This is a genomic window from Pseudomonas sp. MDT2-39-1 (genome assembly GCF_054898085.1).
The window spans coordinates 1,704,640-1,725,212 of the sequence record NZ_CM142716.1 but is presented as its reverse complement, the minus strand read 5'-3'; the positions used below and the strand labels follow the sequence as shown (position 1 = coordinate 1,725,212).

The window sequence follows — 20,573 nt, the reverse complement described above, 5'->3', positions numbered from 1 at the left end:
CCCAAAATTCGGAACATGCTGTGGAGCACCTGAAAACAGCCTGGTCCGGGATTTGGACACCCGCCGATTTGCGCGCCGTTATTAGCCCCCCGCCTTCTTCCATGCCAGATATCGCGTCACTAATGCCGGCCCCAGCTCCCCGGGCCGGGCATCCACCACCGGCACTCCATGAGCACTCAACCGCTCATGGAGCTGCGCTCGGTCATTCAAGTAAGCCACCGTCCCGCAATAGGCCAGCGCTTCCGGCAAGGTCTGCACCGGCGCGTGCCGCAAATTGTCGAGCAAGTCTTCGCGCAGACTCGCCACCAACACCCGATGCAGTTTGCTCAGGCGTTTGACGGCTGTGAGCAGTTCTTCGTCGTCTTCGTCTCGCAGGTTGGTGACCAGCACCACCAGCGCCCGGCGTTTTTGTCGGGCCAGCAGTTGCGTGGCGGCGGCCTGGTAATCGGCGGGGCGCTGGGTGCTGTCGAGGTCGTAGACGGTGTTGAGCAATACGCTGAGCTGGCCCGGGCCTTTGACCGGGGCGAGGTAGTGCGGTCGATCACTGGCGAAGGTGCTCAGGCCTACCGCATCGCCTTGGCGCAGGGCGATGTAGCTGAGCAACAGGCAAGCATTGAGTGCGTGATCGAAATGAGCGAGTTCGCCGTCCTGGCTGCGCATCCGGCGGCCGCAATCGAGCATGAAGATGATTTGTTGGTCGCGTTCGTCCTGGTACTCACGGGCGATGGGCGTTCGTTGGCGGGCGGTGGCTTTCCAGTCGATCTGGCGCAGGCTGTCGCCTTCGCGAAATTCGCGCAGTTGATGGAATTCCAGGCCCAGGCCACGACGTTGGCGCTGGCGCACGCCGAGTTGGCTGAGCCAGTTATCCACCGCCAGCATTTCACCGCCGTAGAGGCGGGCGAAGTCGGGGTAGACGCGGGTGCTGTCGACCACGTTGAGCAGGCGTTTGTCGGACCACAAACCCAACGGGCTCGGCAGGTTGATTTCGCAGTGTTCAAAGGTGAAGTGGCCGCGCTTTAGTGGGCGCAATCGATAGCCGACCTGGCTCTGCTGGCCGGGTTGCAGTTCGGCAGAGAGCGGAAGGTTTTCGAAGCTCAGGCCGTCGGGCACGTGGTCGAAGATGAGTACGTTCAGCGGTTCAGTGAAATCATGATCGAGCTCCAGTCGCACTTCGCTCCATCGACCGAGCGCAAGGCTGCCAGGCATTTGTCGCTTAATGCGTGGTGAGGGCAAACGCTTGAGGCGAACAGCGTCGAGAACGGCCAGGGCCAGCAGCGCCAGCAACAATCCCCAGTTGATCGACAACAGCCTCGAAGGTACGTCGAATTCCAGTCCCCGCAATGTGCCCAGCACGATGCCGATGGCCAGCAGGATGGCGAGCCAGATCAGCAACAGGCGTGACGGTTTCACAAACGTGGCGCCGGCACTTGATCGAGCAATTGCTTGAGCACTTGATCGACGTCCAATCCTTCGATGTCGAGTTCCGGCGCAATGCGCACGCGATGACGCAGCACGGCCAGGGCGCAACCTTTGATGTCATCGGGAATCACGAAGTCGCCACCGCGCAGCAGCGCCCGGGCGCGGGCGCATCGCACCAGCGCAATGGAGGCGCGTGGCCCGGCGCCGAGGGTCAGGCCTGGCCAGGTGCGGGTGGTGCGGGCCAGGCGAACGGCGTAATCGAGGACCTGATCGTCCAGCGGCAGATCACTGGCAATGCGCTGCAAGGCCAGCACGTCCTTGGCTTGCAACACGGTGCGCAGCGGTTGCACGTCGAGCATGTCGGCGCGGGTCGAACGGCTGACCTGACGGACCATGTTCAGCTCTTGCTCGGCGTCGGGGTAATCCATGCGCACCTTGAGCATGAAGCGGTCGAGCTCGGCCTCGGGCAGTGGATACGTGCCTTCCTGTTCGATCGGGTTTTGCGTGGCAAGCACCATAAACGGTTGCACGATGGGCAGGGCGCGGCCTTCGAGGGTGACTTGGCGTTCCTGCATGGCTTCAAGCAGCGCGGCCTGGGTTTTCGCCGGGGCGCGGTTGATCTCGTCGGCCAGCAGCAGGTTGGTGAACAGCGGCCCTTTGCGCAGTTTGAACTGCTCGGTGTTCAGGTCGTAGACCGCGTGCCCGGTGACGTCGCTGGGCATCAGGTCCGGGGTGAACTGGATGCGCGCGAACTCACCGCCGAAGCAGCGGGCGAGGGCGCGCACCAGCAGCGTTTTGCCCAAACCCGGCACGCCTTCGAGCAGCACGTGGCCGCCAGCGATCAGCGCGGTGAGGACGTCGTCGATCACGCTGTTCTGGCCGATCACGGCTTTCTGCAACTCATTGCGCACGGCCTGGGCCAACTGACTGGCGCGCTGGCGTTGCTGGGCGGCGTGGGTCGCGCTGCCGGGCTCGATCTGTTGACTCATAGCGTGTTCCTCAAGGTTTGCAGGTGGGCGACCTGACGACTGAAGTCAGCGCTGGACAGCCGCTGTTTCGGTCGCGGGCTCATTGCCTGGCTAATGGCGCGAGTGGGTTGGCCAGTCAGGCGCGCGAGCACCAGCCATTGCTCGGCAACACCGAGTTGTTCGAAACCGGGATGACGGCGCCGCACACGCCGCAGGATGTCTTGTTGCAAGGCTTGCAGCAGGTGCTGCTGGCCGTTGCGGCGCAACATGAAATCGGCGCTGGCGCGCAGGTGTTCCTGAAGTTGCCGGCGACCTTTCGCAGCAGGCTCCAGCAGCGGACCATGGCGCACCGCGACATGCCAGAGGGCAAGACCGATCAGGGCGATGAGGGCGACCAACGCCTGAGGGAAATTTCGCAGCAGCAACGTCAGGAGGCTGTCGTGATCGGAGTTGAACAGCAAGGTCACGCTCGTGTCGGCGGTCAGGTACCAGAGCAGCCAGGCGTTGTCGTATTGGCCGATGGCCGGGTTTTTCCACAGGTCGGCGTCGGTGACCACGATGATCGAACCGAGCCCGTGGTTCAGCTGCATCATGTGCGTGGCTTTGCCACTGTTGGCCCAGGCCTGGGCGAGGTTTTTCGGGTCTTCGAGATGGAACGCGGTATCGAAGCTGGCGTAGGCGGGCGCGTCCTCATCTTCCAGGTACAGCTTGGTCAGTTTGGGGTAGGGGTCGTCGAGGGGATCCGGCGGTGGATCCTTGAGGTCTTTGCTCAGCGACTGGTGCAACTGCACGCGATCGAGCAGCAGGTCATTGCTCTGGCCGGCCTTTTCATCCCACAGCGACTGGGCGACAAACAGCAGACGCCCGCCGGCCCGGGTCCAGTTCATCACTTGATCAATCTGGCGTGGCGTCATGTTGTAGCGATCACCCAGCAACAACAGACTGTGCTGATGCGGATCGAGGGTGGGCAGCACGTCGAGGCTGTTGGCATGGCCGACGGTCAGGCCCTGCTTACGCAGGAAATGCTCGGCGGCCAGATAGGGATTGGCCTGGGCTTCGGGTGTGGGGCCGTGATCGATTTCTGCCTGATAGGGCGTGGCCTTCAGGTACAGATAAACACTCAGCGCGCCCACCAGCACGGTGATGAACACACCGACAGAAAGCCACAAGCGCCGGCTCAACGGGCCACCCCCGGGCCGAACAATGTTCGCCAGCCGTCACACAGTTCCTGTTGCAAATGCGCGGGTGGCAGGCGATGCCCGTAGGCCATGTTCTGCCAATGCCCGGTCAGGGTTTTACTGAAGGCGAGCAAGGCCGGTTGGTGCAATTGCTCTACGCGTTGCAGCACCTCGCCTTCGGTGTCGGCGGGTTTCAGCGCCATGTTGTGGTCGTGCAACAAATGGCTGAGCAGGGCGCGATAGAGCAACCCGAGCGCCGCGCGCGGGTTGGTTTGCCAGAGGCTTTCGGCGCTGGCGGCAATGTCGGCGGGCAAGGTTTCGCGGCTCAGGTCCAGGCCGAACGCTTGCTGTGGTAACGGGCGTGCGGCTTTACGGTTTAATGTCGGCCGACGGCTGACGAATGCCAGCAACCAGTCGCGGTAACGCCAGATCAGCAAGCCGATGCCACCGATTACCGCCCCCCATAACAGTACTTCAATCAGGTTGGCGAGAAAGCCGAAACGCTGGCTGTCGAGCAGGCTGGCGAGTGCCTTCAGCCATTCAGGTGTTTTCCCGTCGTCCGGGGTTTTGGTGTCGGGTTTGTCTTCGCCAAATCGATAGCGGGTCACCGTTTCCTTGTTCTTGAACGGCGGCTGATCGAGGAGGGTTTTGATGCTGTCTCTGGAGGCCTGGCTGGTCAGCGGTTGGTCCAGCAGGCGTGGGCTGTCCGGGGTAATGATCGGGTCGGCGGCCCAGACGTTTTGTGCGGCCGGCACCAGCAGGAGCGCCGCCAAAAACAGAGTGATCGCCGTGGTGTTGAGGCGTTGGCGCAATCGGCGGAACACCAGTTCGATGTCCCAGGCTTCGAGTACCGTGCGCCGATTCAGGTAAAGGCTGAAACCGCAGGCTACATAGATCGGTTCCCAGACAATCAGCACCAGCACATAAAAGGCATTGGTCAGGTGTTCCAGCCAGTGCCAGTCCTGGGTGGCGGCGGTGATCAAGGTCTGCCAGCTCCAGTCGAGTTCGACCTGCTGTGGCAGGAACATATAGAACAACACCATCAAGCCAATCCACAGCGCACTTTCCAGATGCACACCGATGATCGTCAACCACTGCGCGGCGCCGGCGTTGCGCTGCAGCAGCACCCTCAAGCGCTGTTGTCGTTCGTCACCCGCCAGGCCTTCGAGTTGCACCACCGGCATCAGAAAACTGCGGCTCAGACTCAGGCGTCGCCAGGTCAGGCTGGCCAGCAGTTGTGGCTTGAGCAGGCGCGGCCATTGGCGCAGCGCCTGTTTCAAGGTGGGCGTTTCACCGAACATGGCTTTGGACAGGATGTACAACGGCAGTCGCTCGAACGCTGGTTTCAACCACCAGAAAATGAACACGGCGAGGGAGGGTGAGTCCCACAGAAACAAGGTGAGCAGGGCGAAGATCGGCACGGTGATGATGGCCCAGCTGGTCATCAGCAATCGTCGATGACGCTGGCTCAGCAGCACGCCCAGGTCCATGGCTTCCCAGGAGGTGCGCGGGCGGATCACAACCGTGGCGTCACTCAGGCGCATGGCGGGTTCGTCCGGCAAACAGCAGGTAAGTGGCCACCAACAACCAAAGCGCCACGCCGACCAGGTATTTGGTCATGGGCGCCGGCGCGGTCATCGACGACCAGTAGGCTTCGATGAATGCGGCAATCAGCAGAAACAGCATGACACCGCAGATCAGCAACACGCTTTTACGCGCTGCCAGTCGCAAGGCTTCGGCGCGGGGCAGTCGCCCCGGTGCGATCAACGCCCAGCCCAGTTGCAGGCCGGCGGCCCCGGCCAGGGCGATGGCGCTCAATTCGAACGCGCCGTGACCGATCACGAACGACCAGAAGGTTTGCCCGAAGCCGATGTGCGTCAGGTGCCCGGCCACTGCGCCGATCATCAAACCGTTGAAGAGCAGGAAAAACACGCTGCCCAGACCAAACAGCAAACCGCTGGCGAAGGTCTGAAAGGCGATGCCGATGTTGTGCATGATGTAGTAACCGAACATCACCCAGTCTTCACTGGCGGCGCGTTCCGCCGAGCGACCCAAATGACCGGCGACCGGGTCGTACATGCTCTGCATCTCAGTAACCTGCTCGGCCGGGATCAGGTTGTAGACCAGGTCCGGGAACAGATACACCAGCAGCGCGAAGCCGATCAGGCTGCCAAAAAACATCAGGCCGGCGGCGAGCACGAAGCGCCATTGTTCGCGCACCAGTCGCGGAAATCCGGCAAGGATGAAGCCCAGTATGTTGGCGCCCAGTCGACTGCGATGCCGATAAAGCTGTTGATGCCCGCGTAGCACATGTTGCTGCAACGAGTCGATCAGGAAACTGCTGTAGCCGCGCTCCTGAGCCAATGCCAAATGCTGGCAGAGCCGCCGGTAGTCTTTCGGGAAACCGGCGATCCCTGGAGCTTCCTTGCCGCGCTCCAGCTGTTCGAGCATCAGGGAAAACTGCTCCCATTCGGCCTTGTGGCGATTTTCGAAAAGGCTTTGCTTCATGCGGGCCCCAACAAACCACGGGCGATGCCGTTGAGTTCCGCTACGGCGAGTGGTGCAGAAACCTGCAACGGTTGGGCAAGGATGGACGCGAGTTCATGGGTCCGCGCCTCAGAGAGCTCACCCTGGCGTTCGGCAAACCCGAGGATGGCGCGTTGTTCCGGCAGCGTCAGGGCAAACGCCGCGCGTCGAGGCGGGACGTCGGGCAGTTGTGGTCGGGTCAGCGGTTGTTCGCGGTAGATGACCAGTGTGCCAGCCGCCAGGTCACCGAGGCGTTTGAAGGAGGGGTGTTGCAGGCAGCTGATGGCCCCGAGAAAGTAGCCAAATGGCAACAGGTCGACGAATCGCAACAGGTTACGCAATAGCGAAGCAGACCAACCGATCGGGGTGCCGTCGTCCTGTACCACGCGCAATCCCATCCATTGTTTGCCCGGCGACCGGCCCTGATTGAGCACCTCGAACAGCACCATGTACCACCAGCTCACCCCGAACAACAGAATCGAGCCCAGCCCTGCGCCAAGTTTGCCGAGAAACGCCAGAACGATAAACAGCACGCCGAGAATCAGCCCGCGCAACCCGAGGTCGATGGAGAAGGCCAGCGCACGCACCATCAACCCGGCCGGGCGCAGTGGCAAGTCGATGCCTTCGGGCGTTTCGACTTGATACCGCGTGTCCAGTGGCGGGGACAGCGTCGCTTTCCTTGGCAGTGCTGTGGTCTCGAGCATGGGCAACCTTGATGTGGCCTGTTCGGGATTCGATATCCGTCCGATGCTAGCAGCCTCTCGGGGGAAAACGACATAACTATGTATTGCACGGTGAGTGGCCAGAGGTGGTTGAATGACAGATTACTGGCCGGGGCGGGATGTGAACGCCTAGACTTTGCCGATCTTCAGTTCAGGAACAGCCCGTGACCTCGATCTTCTGGTACGACTATGAAACCACTGGCATCAACCCCCGATGCGACCGCCCGCTGCAGGTGGCGGGAATTCGCACCGACTTCGATCTCAATGAAATAGACGAGCCGGTCAACCTGTTTTGCCAGCCCAGCGACGACATCCTGCCGCATCCGGCCGCTTGCGCGATCACTGGCATTACGCCCGGTCAACTGGCCGAACACGGTTTGAGCGAAGCCGACTTCATGACCCGGGTGCATGCTCAACTGGCGGCGCCGGGTACGTGCGGGGCGGGTTACAACACGTTGCGTTTCGATGACGAGATGACCCGTTACAGCCTGTACCGAAATTTTTTCGACCCGTATGCGCGCGAATGGCAGGGCGGCAACAGCCGCTGGGACCTGATTGATGTGGTGCGTGCAGCCTACGCCTTGCGTCCCGATGGCCTCGTCTGGCCAACCGATGATGAAGGGCGGGTGACGCTCAAACTCGAACGGCTGACCGCCGCCAATGGCATTGACCACGGCAATGCCCACGAGGCGCTGTCGGACGTTCGCGCCACCATCGCCCTCGCTCGTCTGATTCGCGAGAAGCAGCCGAAGTTGTATGACTGGCTGTTTCAGTTGCGCGGCAAACAAAAGGTGATGGATCAGATTCGGCTGTTACAGCCAATGGTGCATATTTCCGGTCGATTCTCGGCGGCTCGCAGTTATGTGGGGGTCGTGCTGCCACTGGCCTGGCATCCGCGCAACAAAAACGCCTTGATTGTCTGTGATCTGCATCTGGATCCCCAGGGCTTGCTCGATCTGGATGCAGACACCTTGCGTCAGCGGCTGTATACCCGCCGCGATGACCTGGCCGACGGCGAACTGCCGGTGCCCCTCAAACTCATTCATATCAACAAGTGCCCGGTGGTGGCGCCGTTGTCGGTACTTCGCCCTGACGATCAGCAACGGCTGGGGCTGGACATGGCGCTTTATCAGGATCGCGTACTGCGACTAAGTGACGCACAACAAGTTTGGCGGGATAAAGTGTTGGCGATTTATGCCGGCGAAGATTTCACTCCGAGCCAGGACCCCGAGCAACAGTTATACGATGGTTTTATCGGTGATCGTGATCGTCGGCTATGTGAGCAAGTCAGGGCCGCCGACCCTGCCCAATTATCACAAGAGCAATGGCCTTTCGATGACGAACGTTTACCGGAATTATTGTTTCGATATCGAGCACGCAACTTCCCTGATACGTTGAGTTTCGAGGAGCAAGAGCGCTGGCGAATATTCTGTCAGCAACGTTTGTCGACCCCCGAGTGGGGCGCGCCAAATACGCTTGAAAGTTTTGTAGACGCCGCGGCCCAATTGAACATTACTGCTACATCGTTTCAGCGAGAGGTGCTGAATGAATGGCAGAATTATGTCCAGGGATTACGCAAACGTTTGAATCTTTGAAAATGAAAAATGCCCGGTGCTTTATACCGGGCATAAAAAACGCCAGCATCAGCTGGCGTTATTTTTTGTCGCGGATAAGTCTTTGACAACCTCTGGGGATTAGCCCAGCAGGGTAGCCCAGCCCTCAACCACGTCACCGCCCCACTTGGCTTTCCACTCTTTCAGAGTCTTGTGGTTGCCACCTTTGGTTTCGATGACTTCGCCGTTGTGCGGGTTTTTGTATTGTTTAACTTTGCGAGCACGCTTGGTGCCGGTAGTTTTTACTGCGCCGCCGCGTGGTGCTTTGGTCTTGGACTCTGGATCCAGCAAAGCGATGATGTCACGCAGGGACTTGGAGTATTCGCCCATCAGGGTGCGCAGTTTGCCTTCGAATTCCAGCTCGGTTTGCAGTTTGTCGTCTTGGGACAGGTTCTTCAAACGGGCTTGCAGCTCTTTGATAGCTTCTTCGGTGGCACGATATTCGTTGATCAAGGACATGAGGACTACCTTATGTTGGGCGCGGGATGGCAGGGTGACAGTGCCGCAATAATAGTCAGGGTGTTTCATCAAGTAAACATTTAACCGGTGTTTTAGTTAAATTAGTTGTGGTGAATAGGGCGCAAATTGAACGCAGAGTTAAAAGTGTGATGCAGTCATCACAGATATTCACAATTGAACGCTTGAAGAAAGACTACAAGAACACCATCGCGCGGGCGGTGAGGTGCTGCCGAAAGCTGTTCCACTGACCCGTGTGCAGCGCAATGCGTCATCAATACTGCAGTTTTGCTGCGCAATCGCTAGAATGGCGGCCTTTGCGAAGTTCTGGAGTTTCCCCCTCATGCGCACTTTTCGGCTGGTGATTGCTTGCCCGGACCGCGTCGGCATCGTTGCTAAAGTCAGTAACTTTCTGGCGTCACATAACGGCTGGATCACTGAAGCGAGCCATCACTCGGACAATCTGAGTGGCTGGTTCTTCATGCGTCACGAAATTCGTGCCGATTCGCTGCCTTTCGGTATTGAAGCCTTTCGCGAAGCGTTTGCACCGATTGCCGAAGAGTTCTCGATGAACTGGCGCATTACCGACACCGCGCAGAAAAAGCGCGTTGTGTTGATGGCCAGCCGTGAGTCCCACTGCCTGGCTGACTTGCTGCACCGCTGGCACAGTGACGAACTGGACTGCGAGATCTCCTGCGTGATTTCCAACCACGACGACTTGCGCAGCATGGTCGAGTGGCACGGCATTCCTTATTACCACGTACCGGTCAATCCACAGGACAAAGAGCCGGCCTTCGCCGAAGTCTCGCGGCTGGTCAAACATCACGATGCTGAAGTGGTGGTACTTGCCCGTTACATGCAAATCCTGCCGCCCGCGTTGTGCAGTGAATATGCGCACAAGGTCATCAACATCCACCACAGCTTCCTGCCGTCGTTCGTCGGCGCCAAGCCGTATCACCAGGCTTCCATGCGTGGCGTGAAGTTGATCGGCGCGACTTGCCACTACGTCACCGAAGAGCTGGATGCCGGTCCGATCATCGAGCAGGACGTGGTGCGCGTCAGCCACAGTGACAGCATCGAAGACATGGTGCGTTTCGGCCGTGACGTCGAGAAGATGGTGTTGGCCCGCGGTCTGCGTTATCACCTGGAAGACCGGGTGCTGGTGCACGGCAACAAGACCGTGGTGTTCTGACAGTCACACAACACGGTTGAAATTCGAAGGGCCTGGGCGTTCAATTGCTTCAGGCCCTTCGCCGTTTCTGCAATGAGGACATGACCATGGCCGATCCGCTCGACAAAGCCACCTCCAAGGCCCCCGCCACGTTGGGGGAAGGCTGTCTAAGTCGCTACGACCCGGATGACATGAGCGCCGAAGACGGCACGGAATTCCCCGGTGCCGCCGAGTTGTGGGAGCAGTTGCAGCAAGAACCCGACGACAAGCCTAAGCCTGCTTGAACTTCATCAGCTTCTTGAGCAGCGGCCGTCCCAGCATCAGCAAAAACACCGGGCCACCCACCACCAGGTAGAAGTAATACGTCACCGCCCGCCAGATCAGAATCGCCGCCGCGGCGGTGGATTTCCCCACCATGGGCGCCAACAGCGCCGCCGACGTCAACTCCGCCGCACCGGCACCGCCCGGTAACAGACTGAATTGCCCGGCACTCAGCGAAAGCATCTGGATCAGGAAACACCAGGCCCACTGTAAATCCGCCCCGAGCCCGCGCAACGCCAGATACAGCACGCTATAACGAAGGAGCCAATGGACGCAGGTCAGGGCAAATACCTTGATCAATGTCAGAGCCGGCAACTTCAGCGTGTCAGTGAACGCCGCCAGAAAGTGCAGCAGCTTTCGCGCCCAGCGCAGGCGCGTGGTGCCTTCGACATTGAGGCGAACGAGCAGCCGCCCACTCAGGCGAATCAGCATTCGATGGTAGCGGGCCACCACCACGCAACTGAGCAACCCGCCGAACATCGAGATGGCACTGACGATCAGCAACCATTCCAGGCGCTCGCTGAGGTGCTGGAACAGCGCATAAATCAGAATCCCGCTCAACGCGCAGAGGAAAAACAGCAGGTCGCTGAGCTGGTCCATGGCGAACACCGCGCTGCCCCTTGCCGGGCGCACGCCGTTGCGCGCCAGCAGCGCCATGATGGTCAGCGGGCCACCGCTGCCGCCGGGTGTGGCGCAGTAGGCGAACTCGGCGGCCATCACCACGCCGAGGCTTTTGATCCGGCCCACCTTGTCGCACTGATCGCCCAGCAACAGGCGCAGGCGCTGGGTGTTCACCCCCCAGCACAGCAAGATCATGCCGAACATGATCAGCAATTCATTCAATGGAAAGTTTTGCAGCCGCGACCATGTCTGGTTGCCGCCCAGCAGCAACGGAATCAACACTGCGGCGAGCAGGGCGATAAACAGCAGAATCCCCCGGCTCATGCGACGCGACCAAGACGGTCACTGTGCCGCGAGAGCCACTGGGCCTTGGTCATCGGCACGCGACCTTGATCGAGCAAGCGCCTGAGGGTTTGCAGCCAGTAATGGCGCGAAAACCCATGACGCATGTCCACCGGGTGCAGGCCGAGACGAATCACCGGCGCTTGCCGCCAACGCTGTTCCCGCTGATCGCTGACGAGTTTCGACAGGCCCCGACGCCAGGCGCTGCGCGCGCTCCAGACCAGTCCCGGCGCATCGATGGCAGTGAGATCCGGCAGACGATAGAGATGCTGAGGATCGCTGGTGTAGCTCAGCGGTAACTGGCGCAACGCTTGACGAGTGCCTTCGCTCATCAGCCAGGCCGGGGCGACGAAGCCTTCCAGCGGCCAGCGATAGCGATGGAACACTTCTATTCCGGCCCGCAGACGGGCGAGGGCGGCGGCTTGCGACAAGCTGTAAAACTCGCCTTCGTGGGTGTAGATCCGGCGCATGAACCAGTCTCTGGGGTTGCTGGGAGGAGGGTCTTCATCGCAATGAAAGTAGCCGTGCAATGCCAGTTCGTCACCTCGGGCGACTCGGCTGGTGAGCAAGCGTCTGAATCCCGGGTTCTCGTCCAGATCGTTGTGCTTATGGAAATTCGGCACCACCAGCCAGGTCATCGGCACCTCGCCCAAGGCATCGACGGCTTCGACAAAAGGCTGGTAATCGGCCCAGGTTTGCGGCGCAACGTCGTGCAGCACGAGTAACACGCTGGGCGGGTTCATGGGCTCAACCATTGGCGGTCAGCGGCCATGGGCTGCCGAGAACAGCGTGATAGTGACCCAGCAGGCTGTTGACCACGGTGTCCCAGGCGTAATGCTGTTCAACATGACTGCGAGCTCGTTTGCCTAGAGCGGCGCTCCCCTGACTGAACAGCTCGCGGACGGCGTTGGCCATCGCCAGGGGATTGTTCGGCGCGCACAGCAGGCCGCATTGATCGGTCACGATTTCCTGAAAAGCCCCGGCAGCCACGGCCACGACCGGAATGCCGCTGGCCATGGCTTCGAGGATTACCAGTCCGAACGTTTCCTGATCTCCGGCATGCAGCAGCGCGTCAGCGCTGGCCATTAACCGCGCGACTTGGGTGGCCGGGCAGAACTCATCGACGACGGTAACGTTGTCCGGCACCACGGCGGGCATCGACGAGCCGACCAGAAGCAAGTGAAAACGAGGCCCGAGACGCTTCATGCAACTGAGCAGGACCGGCAGGTTCTTTTCCTTGGAGCCACGGCCGGCGAAGATCAGCAGATGGGTGTTTTCATCGATGCCCAGTTCAGCCCGCAAGCCGCTGTCCCTTGCCCCGGGATTAAATATTTGCAGATCGACGCCCAGCGGCTGCACGAACACATTCTTCACCCCCAGACCGATCAACTTGTCGGCCATGACCTGACTCGGCGCCAGCACCCGGTCGAAGTTGCCGTACAATTTTCTGACATAGGCTTCGACATTCGGGGTCACCCAATTGCCCATGCGATTGCTGACCAGCAGCGGCAGGTCCGAGTGATAAAACCCGATTACCGGCACATCCAGTTGCCGGCGCGCATCCAGGGCCGCCCATGCGGTGAGGTAAGGGTCACCGACTTCGATCAGATCGGGCTGTAAGTCTTGCAGGACATTTCGCCAGGGGGCCAGACGGAGGGGGAAACGATACCCCTTGCCGAAGGGCAGGGCCGGGGCTGGAACGGTGAAAACGCCATCCTGTTCACTCAGGTGTGCCCCCGGGATCAGCAAACTGTGGCGAATGCCTGGCTTGATACTCAGGCGACGGTGCTTGGCATCCAGATACGTGCGCACGCCTCCGCTGGCAGGGGCGTAGAACATGGTTATGTCCGCGATATGCACAATGAGCATCCCTCCGGTCCGTTGTTCTCCCTTGGTTGACCTTTATGAAGGATAGATGTTCGGTTGGGGTTTTGTGGCGGGGGGATCCAGCGAGGTTTTTGCGGTGTATTTCAGACCGTCTTCGCGGGCAAGCCTCGCTCCTACAGGTTCACACGAATCCTTGTAGGAGCGAGGCTTGCCCGCGAAGGGGCCGGTTCAGACACTAAATACGGAAACTGCCCACCAACTGCTTAAGACGCGCCGCCTGCTGCTCAAGGTCCGAGCAAGCCCGCAACGTCGACTGCAAGTTCTCCACACCTTCCTGATTCAGCGTATTGATCTCGGTAATGTCGACATTGATCGACTCCACCACCGCCGTCTGCTCCTCAGTCGCCGTCGCCACCGACTGGTTCATCCCGTCAATCTCACCAATACGCAATGTCACGCTGTTCAACCGCTCGCCCGCCAGGTTGGCGATTTCCACGCTGTCCTGGCTGTGGCGCTGGCTGTCGCTCATGGTGCTGACGGATTCACGAGCGCCGACTTGCAGCTCCTCGATCATGGTCTGCACCTGTTGCGCCGATTCCTGCGTGCGATGCGCCAGGTTGCGCACCTCATCTGCAACCACGGCAAAACCCCGTCCGGCTTCACCGGCACGGGCCGCTTCGATGGCGGCGTTCAGCGCCAGCAGGTTGGTTTGCTGGGAGATGCTGGTGATCACTTCGAGAATTTGCCCGATGTTCACGGTTTTGCTGTTCAGCGATTCGATGTTGGTACTCGAAGCGCTGAGCATGCTCGACAGCTGATTCATCGCTTTGATACTGCGATCCACCACTTGTTGACCGTCCTCGGCCAGGCTGCGGGCATCGCTGGCCTGACTGGAAGCCTGGGCGGCGTTGCGGGCGATTTCCTGTGCGGCGGCGCCGAGCTGGTTGATCGCCGCAGCCACGCTGCTGGTGCGCGAGGCTTGCTGGTCGGAGTTGAACATCGACGAGTTCGAGGCGGCTACCACCCGCAGCGCGACTTCGTTGACCTGGCCGGTGGCCGAGGACACTTCACGGATCGAACCGTGAATACGTTCCACGAAACGGTTGAACGCGGTGCCGAGGACGCCGAATTCGTCGTTGTTTTCAATGGTCAGGCGCTTGGTCAGGTCGCCTTCACCGTCGGCGATGTCCGCCATGGCGCGGGTCATGACGTGCAGCGGCTGGATCAGGATGCGGATCAACATGCCCAGCAGCGCAATGATGATCGCCACGGCGATGATGGTCGCGACGACCGCCGAGGCGCGGAATTCGCTGAGCATCGAGAAGGCTTTGTCTTTATCGATCGACAGGCCGATGTACCAGTTGACCGACGGCAGGCCTTTGATCGGGGTGAAGGTGACGATACGAGTCTTGCCGTCGACCTCCACTTCACTGAAGTCGGTGCTGATACGCGGGGTGTTTTTCGGGTACGCCTCGCTCAGGGACTTCATCACCAGGGCTTTGTCCGGGTGCACCAGGATCTTGCCGTCGGCGCTGACCAGGAAGGCGTAGCCCATGCCGGAAAAGTCGCGGGCGCTGAGGGTGTCGATCAGGGTTTGCAGGCTCAAGTCGCCGCCCACCACGCCCACGCTTTGTCCGGCCTTTTTCGAGGCGGTGGCGATGGAGATGATGGTCTGGCCGGTCGCTGCATCGATGTAAGGTTCGGTCAGGGTCGCCGTGCTGCTGATTTCGGCGCCTTTGTACCAAGGGCGCACCCGAGGATCGAAGCCGGCGGGCATTTTTGCGTCCGGGCGAATCGTGAAGCTGCCGGTGGCATCGCCCAGGTAGGACGCCATGAAGGTCGACGTCAGGGCTTTCTGCTCAAGCAGGCTGGCGACATTGGACTGTTCAGGATTGATGGCTATGTTTTGAGCAAGGTTATCGATCAGCTGGATACGACCGGCCAGCCAGGTCTGGATGTTGTTGGCGGTGACGTCTCCCATCTCATTGAGGTAATTGTCCAGGTCTTCGCGAATGGCGTTGCGCTGCAGGTAGTCGTTGTACAGCGTGAACGAGGCGAAGGCGGCAATAACGATGAGTGCGGCGGCAAGCAAAATTTTATGGCTGAAGCGCAGGTTTTTGTTCATGGCTTGGGGTTCCGCTAAGGTCTTAATGTCCTGAGCGTGCTTTTATATAGGCACGCAAAATGGGCAATGTTGAAAAAAAGCTGATATTTCCATCCTCTCCTTAGGGAATTACCGACGCTATTTTCGGATTGGTCTTACAACTATTTGTATCGGCCGTGCAGGATCAAAGATTAACCATGGGTGACAAAATGCCTGACTCATCGCAACTCGTTATCGGCGCTGACCTTGCCGGCCAGCCTGTCTCTCAGGCCATGCGCCTGGCGAACCGTCACGGTCTGGTCGCGGGCGCTACCGGCACCGGTAAAACCGTTACGTTGCAGCGGCTGGCCGAAGCGTTCAGCGACGCTGGCGTGGCGGTGTTTGCGGCAGACATCAAGGGTGACCTGTGTGGCCTGGGTGCCGCCGGCAACCCTCAAGGCAAAATCGCCGAGCGGATCGCCGGGATGCCGTGGCTGAACCACAAACCTGCGGCGTATCCGGTGACCTTGTGGGACATTCACGGTCAGTCCGGTCATCCATTGCGCACGACCTTGAGTGAAATGGGGCCGTTGCTGATTGGCAGCCTGCTGGAGCTGACCGACAGTCAGCAGTCGGCGCTGTATGCCGCGTTCAAGGTGGCGGACCGCGAAGGGCTGTTGCTGCTGGATCTCAAGGATTTGAAGGCGCTGCTCAATCACCTGCGTGACAACCCCGAATTGCTGGGGGACGACGCGGCGTTGATGACCACCGGTTCCAGTCAGGCGCTGTTACGGCGTCTGGCGACCCTGGAACAACAAGGCGCCGAAGCGCTGTTCGGCGAACCGGCGCTGCAACTCGAAGACATTCTGCAACCGACGTCCGATGGACGTGGGCGTATCCACTTGCTGGATGCCAGTCGTCTGGTCCACGAAGCGCCGAAAGTGTATGCGACGTTCTTGCTGTGGCTACTGGCTGAGTTGTTCGAGCAACTGCCGGAGCGTGGCGATTCGGACAAACCGCTGCTGGCGCTGTTTTTCGACGAAGCGCATTTATTGTTTGCTGGCACGCCCAAGGCTTTGCAGGATCGTCTGGAGCAGGTGGTGCGGCTGATTCGTTCCAAAGGCGTGGGCGTGTATTTCGTCACGCAATCGCCGGGTGACTTGCCGGATGACGTGCTGGCTCAGCTCGGCCTGCGTATCCAGCACGGTTTGCGCGCCTTCACCGCCAAGGAGCAGAAATCCCTGCGAGCGGTGGCGGAAGGCTTCCGGCCGAACCCGGCGTTCGACGCCTTGTCGGTGCTGACTGAGCTGGGGATCGGCGAGGCGCTGGTCGGCACCTTGCAGGACAAGGGCACGCCGGAGATGGTCCAGCGTGTATTGGTCGCCCCGCCGCAATCGCGGATCGGGCCGTTGACCGAAACCGAGCGCACGATGCTGATCGCCGGGTCGCCGTTCAAAGGGCGGTATGACAAGCCGGTTGATCGGGAATCGGCTTATGAAATATTGATGGGCCGTAAAGGTCTGGCGCCGGAGCCTGACGTCGCTGCGGGCAAGCCTGCGGCCGAAGAGCCAAGTTTCACCGACAAGGCCGGGGAATTCCTCGGCACGGCGGCGGGGCAGGCGCTGAAATCGGCGATGCGCCAGGCGGCCAATCAATTGGGCCGACAGCTGGTACGCGGGTTGATGGGCTCGCTACTCGGCGGCAGCAAACGCCGCTAAATACCTGTGGGAGCGGGCTTGCTCGCGAAGACTGAGTGTCAGTCGACATCACTGTTGAATGACACACCGCATTCGCGAGCAAGCCCGCTCCCACAGGAGATGTGCGTCAGGTTTTGGGTTTGGCGTGCGCCGCAAGGCGTTCCAGCGCCGCCCGCAGATTCGGATCGCTGATCCCATCGGCCGTGGCTTGAATGGTCGCGCCCGCGTCAATCGACAAACTGATGGTATGCCCCGCCGCCCCTTGCTGGACGGTCGGTGGCTGCACTTTGAACAAAATCCGCGTCAGGCTGGCGAATTCGTCGAACATCTGTAACTGGCGTTGCAGACGTTTTTGCTGATAACGCAGGCGGGTGGCCCAATGACCGTCGGTGACGATCAGCAACAAACTGCCTTCGCGCCACGAGGCCACATGGCAATGCTCGCGCGCAGCAGGCTGCAACTGGCTTTCGAGCAGACGTTGTAAATGACCCAGGCGTTGAGCGTGGCTGAAAATGGCTTTCAGCGGCTTGGCTTCGCGAAGCAGAACGGCGGGTGCTCTGGCCGTGAGAGGGCGAAATGCCATGATCAGACACCTGAAGTAACAGAGCCGCCATGGTAGCAGAAAGCACCACCTGCACCCGACCCATTGCTTTGCGAGCGCTTTACCCATTAAATCAACAAGTAACTTCTGCCGTGAATGGCTTGAAGTTGCGCAAAAAGCCCTTATTTTAAGTGAGCCCCGTTACAACGCAGTGCATGCATCGTGGAATAACGCCACTTTCCTCACCATCGTTTCCGGGTAGAATACTCGTTCGCATGCGGCCATGAGGGCTGCACGGGCGACTCACGGGGCCGCCCTCCATCCCTTTAGTGTGGAAGATCCTGCCGATATGTTTGCGCCTTTGTTAAAGAAACTTTTTGGAAGCAAGAACGAGCGTGAAGTCAAACGCATGCTCAAGACGGTGCAATTCGTCAATGCCTTCGAAGAGCAAATGGTGGCCCTTTCGGACGATCAATTGCGTGCCAAGACAGATGAGTTCAAGGCCCGCATCGCCAAAGGGGAAACCCTCGACAAGCTGTTGCCCGAAGCCTTTGCGGTCGCCCGCGAAGCCGGCAAGCGTGTCATGGGTATGCGCCACTTCGATGTCCAGCTGATCGGCGGCATGACCTTGCATGAAGGCCAGATCGCGGAAATGCGTACTGGTGAAGGCAAGACCCTGGTGGCAACACTGGGCGTTTACCTCAACGCACTGTCTGGCAAGGGCGTGCACGTTGTGACGGTGAACGACTACCTGGCCCGTCGTGACGCCAACTGGATGCGTCCGCTCTACGAGTTCCTCGGGATGTCTGTCGGTGTGGTGACGCCGTTCCAGCCGCCGGAAGAGAAACGTCTGGCCTACGCCGCCGACATTACCTACGGCACCAACAACGAATTCGGTTTCGACTACCTGCGCGACAACATGGCGTTCAGCATGGAAGAAAAATTCCAGCGCGAACTCAATTTTGCCGTGATCGACGAAGTAGACTCCATCCTCATCGACGAAGCCCGTACCCCGCTGATCATTTCCGGTCAGGCCGAGGACAGCTCCAAGCTGTACATCGAGATCAACAAACTGATCCCGCAGTTGGAGTTGCACGTCGAAGAAGTGGAAGGCGAAGTCACCAAGGCTGGCCATTACACCGTTGACGAGAAGACCCGTCAGGTCGAACTCAACGAAGCCGGTCACCAGTTCATCGAAGACATGCTCACCCGCGTCGGCCTGCTGGCTGAAGGCGAGAGCCTGTATTCGGCGCATAACCTGGGTCTGCTGACTCACGTTTATGCCGGTCTGCGCGCTCATAAACTGTTCAACCGCAACATTGAATACATCGTGCAGGACGGTCAGGTTGTCCTGGTCGACGAACACACCGGTCGTACCATGCCGGGTCGTCGTCTGTCCGAAGGCCTGCACCAGGCCATCGAAGCCAAGGAAAACCTGAACATCCAGGCCGAGAGCCAGACCCTGGCCTCGACCACGTTCCAGAACTACTTCCGTCTTTACAACAAGCTGTCCGGCATGACCGGTACTGCGGACACCGAAGCGTTCGAATTCCACCAGATCTACGGTCTGTCGGTGATGGTTATCCCGCCGAACAAACCGCTGGCGCGTAAAGACTACAACGACCTGGTGTTCCTGACCGCCGAAGAGAAATACGCGGCGATCATCACCGACATCAAGGAATGCATGACCCTGGGCCGTCCAGTGCTGGTGGGTACTGCAACCATCGAAACTTCCGAGCACATGTCCAGTCTGCTCGAGAAGGAAGGCATCGAACACAAGGTCCTGAACGCCAAGTTCCACGAAAAAGAAGCCGAGATCATTGCCCAGGCCGGTCGCCCGGGTGCGCTGACCATCGCCACCAACATGGCCGGTCGTGGTACCGACATTCTGTTGGGCGGCAACTGGGAAGTGGAAGTCGCGACCCTGGAAAACCCGACCCCTGAACAGATTGCCCAGATCAAGGCCGACTGGCAGAAACGCCACCAGCAAGTGCTGGAGTCGGGCGGCTTGCAGGTGATCGCTTCCGAGCGTCACGAATCGCGCCGTATCGACAACCAGTTGCGTGGTCGTGCCGGTCGTCAGGGTGACGCCGGTTCCAGCCGTTTCTACCTGTCGCTGGAAGACAGCCTGATGCGCATTTTCGCCTCTGACCGGGTGAAGAATTTCATGAAGGCCTTGGGCATGCAGTCCGGTGAAGCGATCGAGCACCGTATGGTGACCAACGCCATCGAGAAGGCTCAGCGCAAGGTTGAAGGTCGTAACTTCGACATCCGTAAGCAACTGCTCGAGTTCGACGACGTCAACAACGAACAGCGTAAAGTGATTTATCACATGCGTAACACGTTGCTGGCTGCCGACAATATCGGTGAAACCATCGCCGACTTCCGTCAGGACGTGCTCAACGCCACCGTCAGCGCGCACATTCCACCGCAATCGCTGCCTGAGCAGTGGGACGTGGCCGGTCTGGAAGCCGCGTTGCAGAGCGACTTCGGTGTGGCGTTGCCGATCCAGAAATGGCTCGACGAAGACGACCACCTGTACGAAGAAACCCTGCGCGAGAAGCTCATGACCGAGCTGCTTGCCGCGTACAACGAGAAAGAAGAGCAGGCGAGCGCCGAAGCGCTGCGCACCTTTGAGAAGCAAATCGTTCTGCGTGTGCTCGACGACCTGTGGAAAGACCACCTGTCGACCATGGATCACCTGCGTCACGGCATCCACTTGCGTGGTTATGCACAGAAGAACCCGAAGCAAGAGTACAAGCGCGAGTCGTTCACGCTGTTCTCCGAGCTGCTGGATTCGATCAAACGCGACTCGATCCGTGTGCTGTCGCACGTTCAGGTTCGCCGTGAAGATCCGATCGAAGAAGAGCAACGCCTGCGTCAGGAAGCCGAGGCACTGGCGGCGCGCATGCAGTTCCAGCACGACGAAGCGCCGGGTCTTGAGCAACCGCAATTGCTTGGTGAAGAGGTCGACGTAGCCCTCGCCACCGCACCGGTTCGCAACGAACAGAAGCTGGGTCGTAACGAACTGTGCTACTGCGGTTCGGGCAAGAAATTCAAGCATTGCCACGGGCAGATCCAGTAAAAC

17 protein-coding genes and 1 pseudogene are annotated in these 20,573 nt (G+C 59.8%); 5 read left to right on the top strand and 13 right to left on the bottom strand.

Going from position 1 to position 20,573, the window contains the following annotated elements:
* Positions 1 to 81 precede the first annotated feature (81 nt).
* The 6 genes from ACYZTM_RS08500 to ACYZTM_RS08475 are packed head-to-tail and all read right to left on the bottom strand — an operon-like array spanning position 82 to position 6,795.
* Entirely contained in the window at positions 82 to 1,410 is a 1,329-nt protein-coding gene (locus tag ACYZTM_RS08500; RefSeq protein WP_461988112.1) for a DUF58 domain-containing protein, read from the bottom strand.
* Entirely contained in the window at positions 1,407 to 2,408 is a 1,002-nt protein-coding gene (locus ACYZTM_RS08495) for an AAA family ATPase (protein ID WP_109634332.1), read from the bottom strand. Before ACYZTM_RS08495 ends, ACYZTM_RS08500 begins: the two co-directional genes overlap by 4 nt.
* Positions 2,405 to 3,568 carry a DUF4350 domain-containing protein gene (locus tag ACYZTM_RS08490; RefSeq protein WP_461988109.1) on the bottom strand — a complete coding sequence of 388 codons (1,164 nt, stop codon included), beginning with the start codon at positions 3,566 to 3,568 and terminating at the stop codon, positions 2,405 to 2,407. The genes ACYZTM_RS08495 and ACYZTM_RS08490 overlap by 4 nt, the downstream gene beginning before the upstream one ends.
* Positions 3,565 to 5,109: a DUF4129 domain-containing protein gene (locus tag ACYZTM_RS08485; protein WP_131062245.1), complete on the bottom strand. Its 1,545-nt coding sequence runs from the start codon at positions 5,107 to 5,109 to the stop codon at positions 3,565 to 3,567. Before ACYZTM_RS08485 ends, ACYZTM_RS08490 begins: the two co-directional genes overlap by 4 nt.
* The gene (locus ACYZTM_RS08480; RefSeq protein WP_461988107.1) at positions 5,096 to 6,073 is read right to left on the bottom strand and encodes a stage II sporulation protein M; all 978 of its coding nucleotides are present in this window, start codon (positions 6,071 to 6,073) and stop codon (positions 5,096 to 5,098) included. Before ACYZTM_RS08480 ends, ACYZTM_RS08485 begins: the two co-directional genes overlap by 14 nt.
* A complete protein-coding gene (locus ACYZTM_RS08475; protein WP_461988105.1) occupies positions 6,070 to 6,795 on the bottom strand; it encodes an RDD family protein in 726 nt (241 codons plus the stop codon). Before ACYZTM_RS08475 ends, ACYZTM_RS08480 begins: the two co-directional genes overlap by 4 nt.
* A gap of 182 nt (positions 6,796 to 6,977) precedes the next feature.
* Here ACYZTM_RS08475 and sbcB point away from each other — a divergent pair, with 182 nt between their 5' ends.
* Positions 6,978 to 8,408, top strand: coding sequence for an exodeoxyribonuclease I (sbcB, locus tag ACYZTM_RS08470; RefSeq protein ID WP_131062248.1), 1,431 nt, complete (start codon positions 6,978 to 6,980; stop codon positions 8,406 to 8,408).
* Positions 8,409 to 8,507: 99 nt separating this feature from the next.
* Here sbcB and mvaT read toward each other — a convergent pair whose 3' ends face one another.
* Complete coding sequence (gene mvaT, locus ACYZTM_RS08465) at positions 8,508 to 8,885, bottom strand: histone-like nucleoid-structuring protein MvaT (protein ID WP_007933316.1); 378 nt, start codon at positions 8,883 to 8,885, stop codon at positions 8,508 to 8,510.
* A gap of 340 nt (positions 8,886 to 9,225) precedes the next feature.
* Between mvaT and purU the strand changes: the two genes are divergently transcribed.
* Both purU and ACYZTM_RS08455 read left to right on the top strand, forming a co-directional pair.
* On the top strand, positions 9,226 to 10,074 hold the full coding sequence (purU, locus tag ACYZTM_RS08460) for a formyltetrahydrofolate deformylase (RefSeq protein ID WP_461988102.1): 849 nt from the start codon (positions 9,226 to 9,228) through the stop codon (positions 10,072 to 10,074).
* 86 nt (positions 10,075 to 10,160) lie between these two features.
* Positions 10,161 to 10,337 (top strand): hypothetical protein, encoded by a 177-nt coding sequence (locus tag ACYZTM_RS08455; RefSeq protein WP_165557493.1) that lies wholly within the window; start codon positions 10,161 to 10,163, stop codon positions 10,335 to 10,337.
* Here the strand turns inward: ACYZTM_RS08455 and ACYZTM_RS08450 are convergent.
* The 5 genes and pseudogenes from ACYZTM_RS08450 to ACYZTM_RS08430 form a co-directional block, all read right to left on the bottom strand.
* A complete protein-coding gene (locus tag ACYZTM_RS08450; protein ID WP_461988099.1) occupies positions 10,324 to 11,319 on the bottom strand; it encodes a lysylphosphatidylglycerol synthase transmembrane domain-containing protein in 996 nt (331 codons plus the stop codon). The two genes, ACYZTM_RS08455 and ACYZTM_RS08450, sit on opposite strands and share 14 nt — an antisense overlap.
* Positions 11,316 to 12,092 carry a DUF2334 domain-containing protein gene (locus tag ACYZTM_RS08445; RefSeq protein WP_461988097.1) on the bottom strand — a complete coding sequence of 259 codons (777 nt, stop codon included), beginning with the start codon at positions 12,090 to 12,092 and terminating at the stop codon, positions 11,316 to 11,318. Before ACYZTM_RS08445 ends, ACYZTM_RS08450 begins: the two co-directional genes overlap by 4 nt.
* Positions 12,085 to 13,206: a glycosyltransferase family 4 protein gene (locus tag ACYZTM_RS08440; RefSeq protein ID WP_131062252.1), complete on the bottom strand. Its 1,122-nt coding sequence runs from the start codon at positions 13,204 to 13,206 to the stop codon at positions 12,085 to 12,087. The genes ACYZTM_RS08445 and ACYZTM_RS08440 overlap by 8 nt, the downstream gene beginning before the upstream one ends.
* A 193-nt stretch (positions 13,207 to 13,399) precedes the next feature.
* The gene (locus tag ACYZTM_RS08435; protein ID WP_427701491.1) at positions 13,400 to 14,164 is read right to left on the bottom strand and encodes a methyl-accepting chemotaxis protein; all 765 of its coding nucleotides are present in this window, start codon (positions 14,162 to 14,164) and stop codon (positions 13,400 to 13,402) included.
* A 93-nt stretch (positions 14,165 to 14,257) separates the two neighbouring features.
* Positions 14,258 to 15,289: pseudogene (locus ACYZTM_RS08430) on the bottom strand (HAMP domain-containing protein); the annotation flags it as partial.
* Between the two features lie 188 nt (positions 15,290 to 15,477).
* Here ACYZTM_RS08430 and ACYZTM_RS08425 point away from each other — a divergent pair.
* Positions 15,478 to 16,965 carry a helicase HerA-like domain-containing protein gene (locus ACYZTM_RS08425; RefSeq protein WP_131062254.1) on the top strand — a complete coding sequence of 496 codons (1,488 nt, stop codon included), beginning with the start codon at positions 15,478 to 15,480 and terminating at the stop codon, positions 16,963 to 16,965.
* A gap of 106 nt (positions 16,966 to 17,071) precedes the next feature.
* On the opposite strand, the gene ACYZTM_RS08420 is transcribed toward ACYZTM_RS08425, so the two are convergent.
* The gene (locus ACYZTM_RS08420) at positions 17,072 to 17,527 is read right to left on the bottom strand and encodes a DUF721 domain-containing protein (RefSeq protein WP_461988094.1); all 456 of its coding nucleotides are present in this window, start codon (positions 17,525 to 17,527) and stop codon (positions 17,072 to 17,074) included.
* A 307-nt stretch (positions 17,528 to 17,834) separates the two neighbouring features.
* Here ACYZTM_RS08420 and secA point away from each other — a divergent pair, with 307 nt between their 5' ends.
* Positions 17,835 to 20,570, top strand: coding sequence for a preprotein translocase subunit SecA (gene secA / locus ACYZTM_RS08415; protein ID WP_131062256.1), 2,736 nt, complete (start codon positions 17,835 to 17,837; stop codon positions 20,568 to 20,570).
* Positions 20,571 to 20,573 lie beyond the last annotated feature (3 nt).

Excerpts from the sequence above, each read along its gene's own strand:
- ACYZTM_RS08485 (WP_131062245.1), bottom strand. The coding sequence starts at position 5,109 with ATGCGCCTGAGTGACGCCACGGTTGTGATCCGCCCGCGCACCTCCTGG.
- mvaT (WP_007933316.1), bottom strand. The coding sequence starts at position 8,885 with ATGTCCTTGATCAACGAATATCGTGCCACCGAAGAAGCTATCAAAGAG.
- ACYZTM_RS08420 (WP_461988094.1), bottom strand. The coding sequence starts at position 17,527 with ATGGCATTTCGCCCTCTCACGGCCAGAGCACCCGCCGTTCTGCTTCGC.
- purU (WP_461988102.1), top strand. The coding sequence starts at position 9,226 with ATGCGCACTTTTCGGCTGGTGATTGCTTGCCCGGACCGCGTCGGCATC.
- ACYZTM_RS08445 (WP_461988097.1), bottom strand. The coding sequence starts at position 12,092 with ATGGTTGAGCCCATGAACCCGCCCAGCGTGTTACTCGTGCTGCACGAC.
- ACYZTM_RS08450 (WP_461988099.1), bottom strand. The coding sequence starts at position 11,319 with ATGAGCCGGGGGATTCTGCTGTTTATCGCCCTGCTCGCCGCAGTGTTG.
- ACYZTM_RS08480 (WP_461988107.1), bottom strand. The coding sequence starts at position 6,073 with ATGAAGCAAAGCCTTTTCGAAAATCGCCACAAGGCCGAATGGGAGCAG.
- ACYZTM_RS08455 (WP_165557493.1), top strand. The coding sequence starts at position 10,161 with ATGGCCGATCCGCTCGACAAAGCCACCTCCAAGGCCCCCGCCACGTTG.
- ACYZTM_RS08440 (WP_131062252.1), bottom strand. The coding sequence starts at position 13,206 with ATGCTCATTGTGCATATCGCGGACATAACCATGTTCTACGCCCCTGCC.
- ACYZTM_RS08475 (WP_461988105.1), bottom strand. The coding sequence starts at position 6,795 with ATGCTCGAGACCACAGCACTGCCAAGGAAAGCGACGCTGTCCCCGCCA.
- ACYZTM_RS08425 (WP_131062254.1), top strand. The coding sequence starts at position 15,478 with ATGCCTGACTCATCGCAACTCGTTATCGGCGCTGACCTTGCCGGCCAG.
- secA (WP_131062256.1), top strand. The coding sequence starts at position 17,835 with ATGTTTGCGCCTTTGTTAAAGAAACTTTTTGGAAGCAAGAACGAGCGT.
- ACYZTM_RS08495 (WP_109634332.1), bottom strand. The coding sequence starts at position 2,408 with ATGAGTCAACAGATCGAGCCCGGCAGCGCGACCCACGCCGCCCAGCAA.
- ACYZTM_RS08435 (WP_427701491.1), bottom strand. The coding sequence starts at position 14,164 with ATGTTCAACTCCGACCAGCAAGCCTCGCGCACCAGCAGCGTGGCTGCG.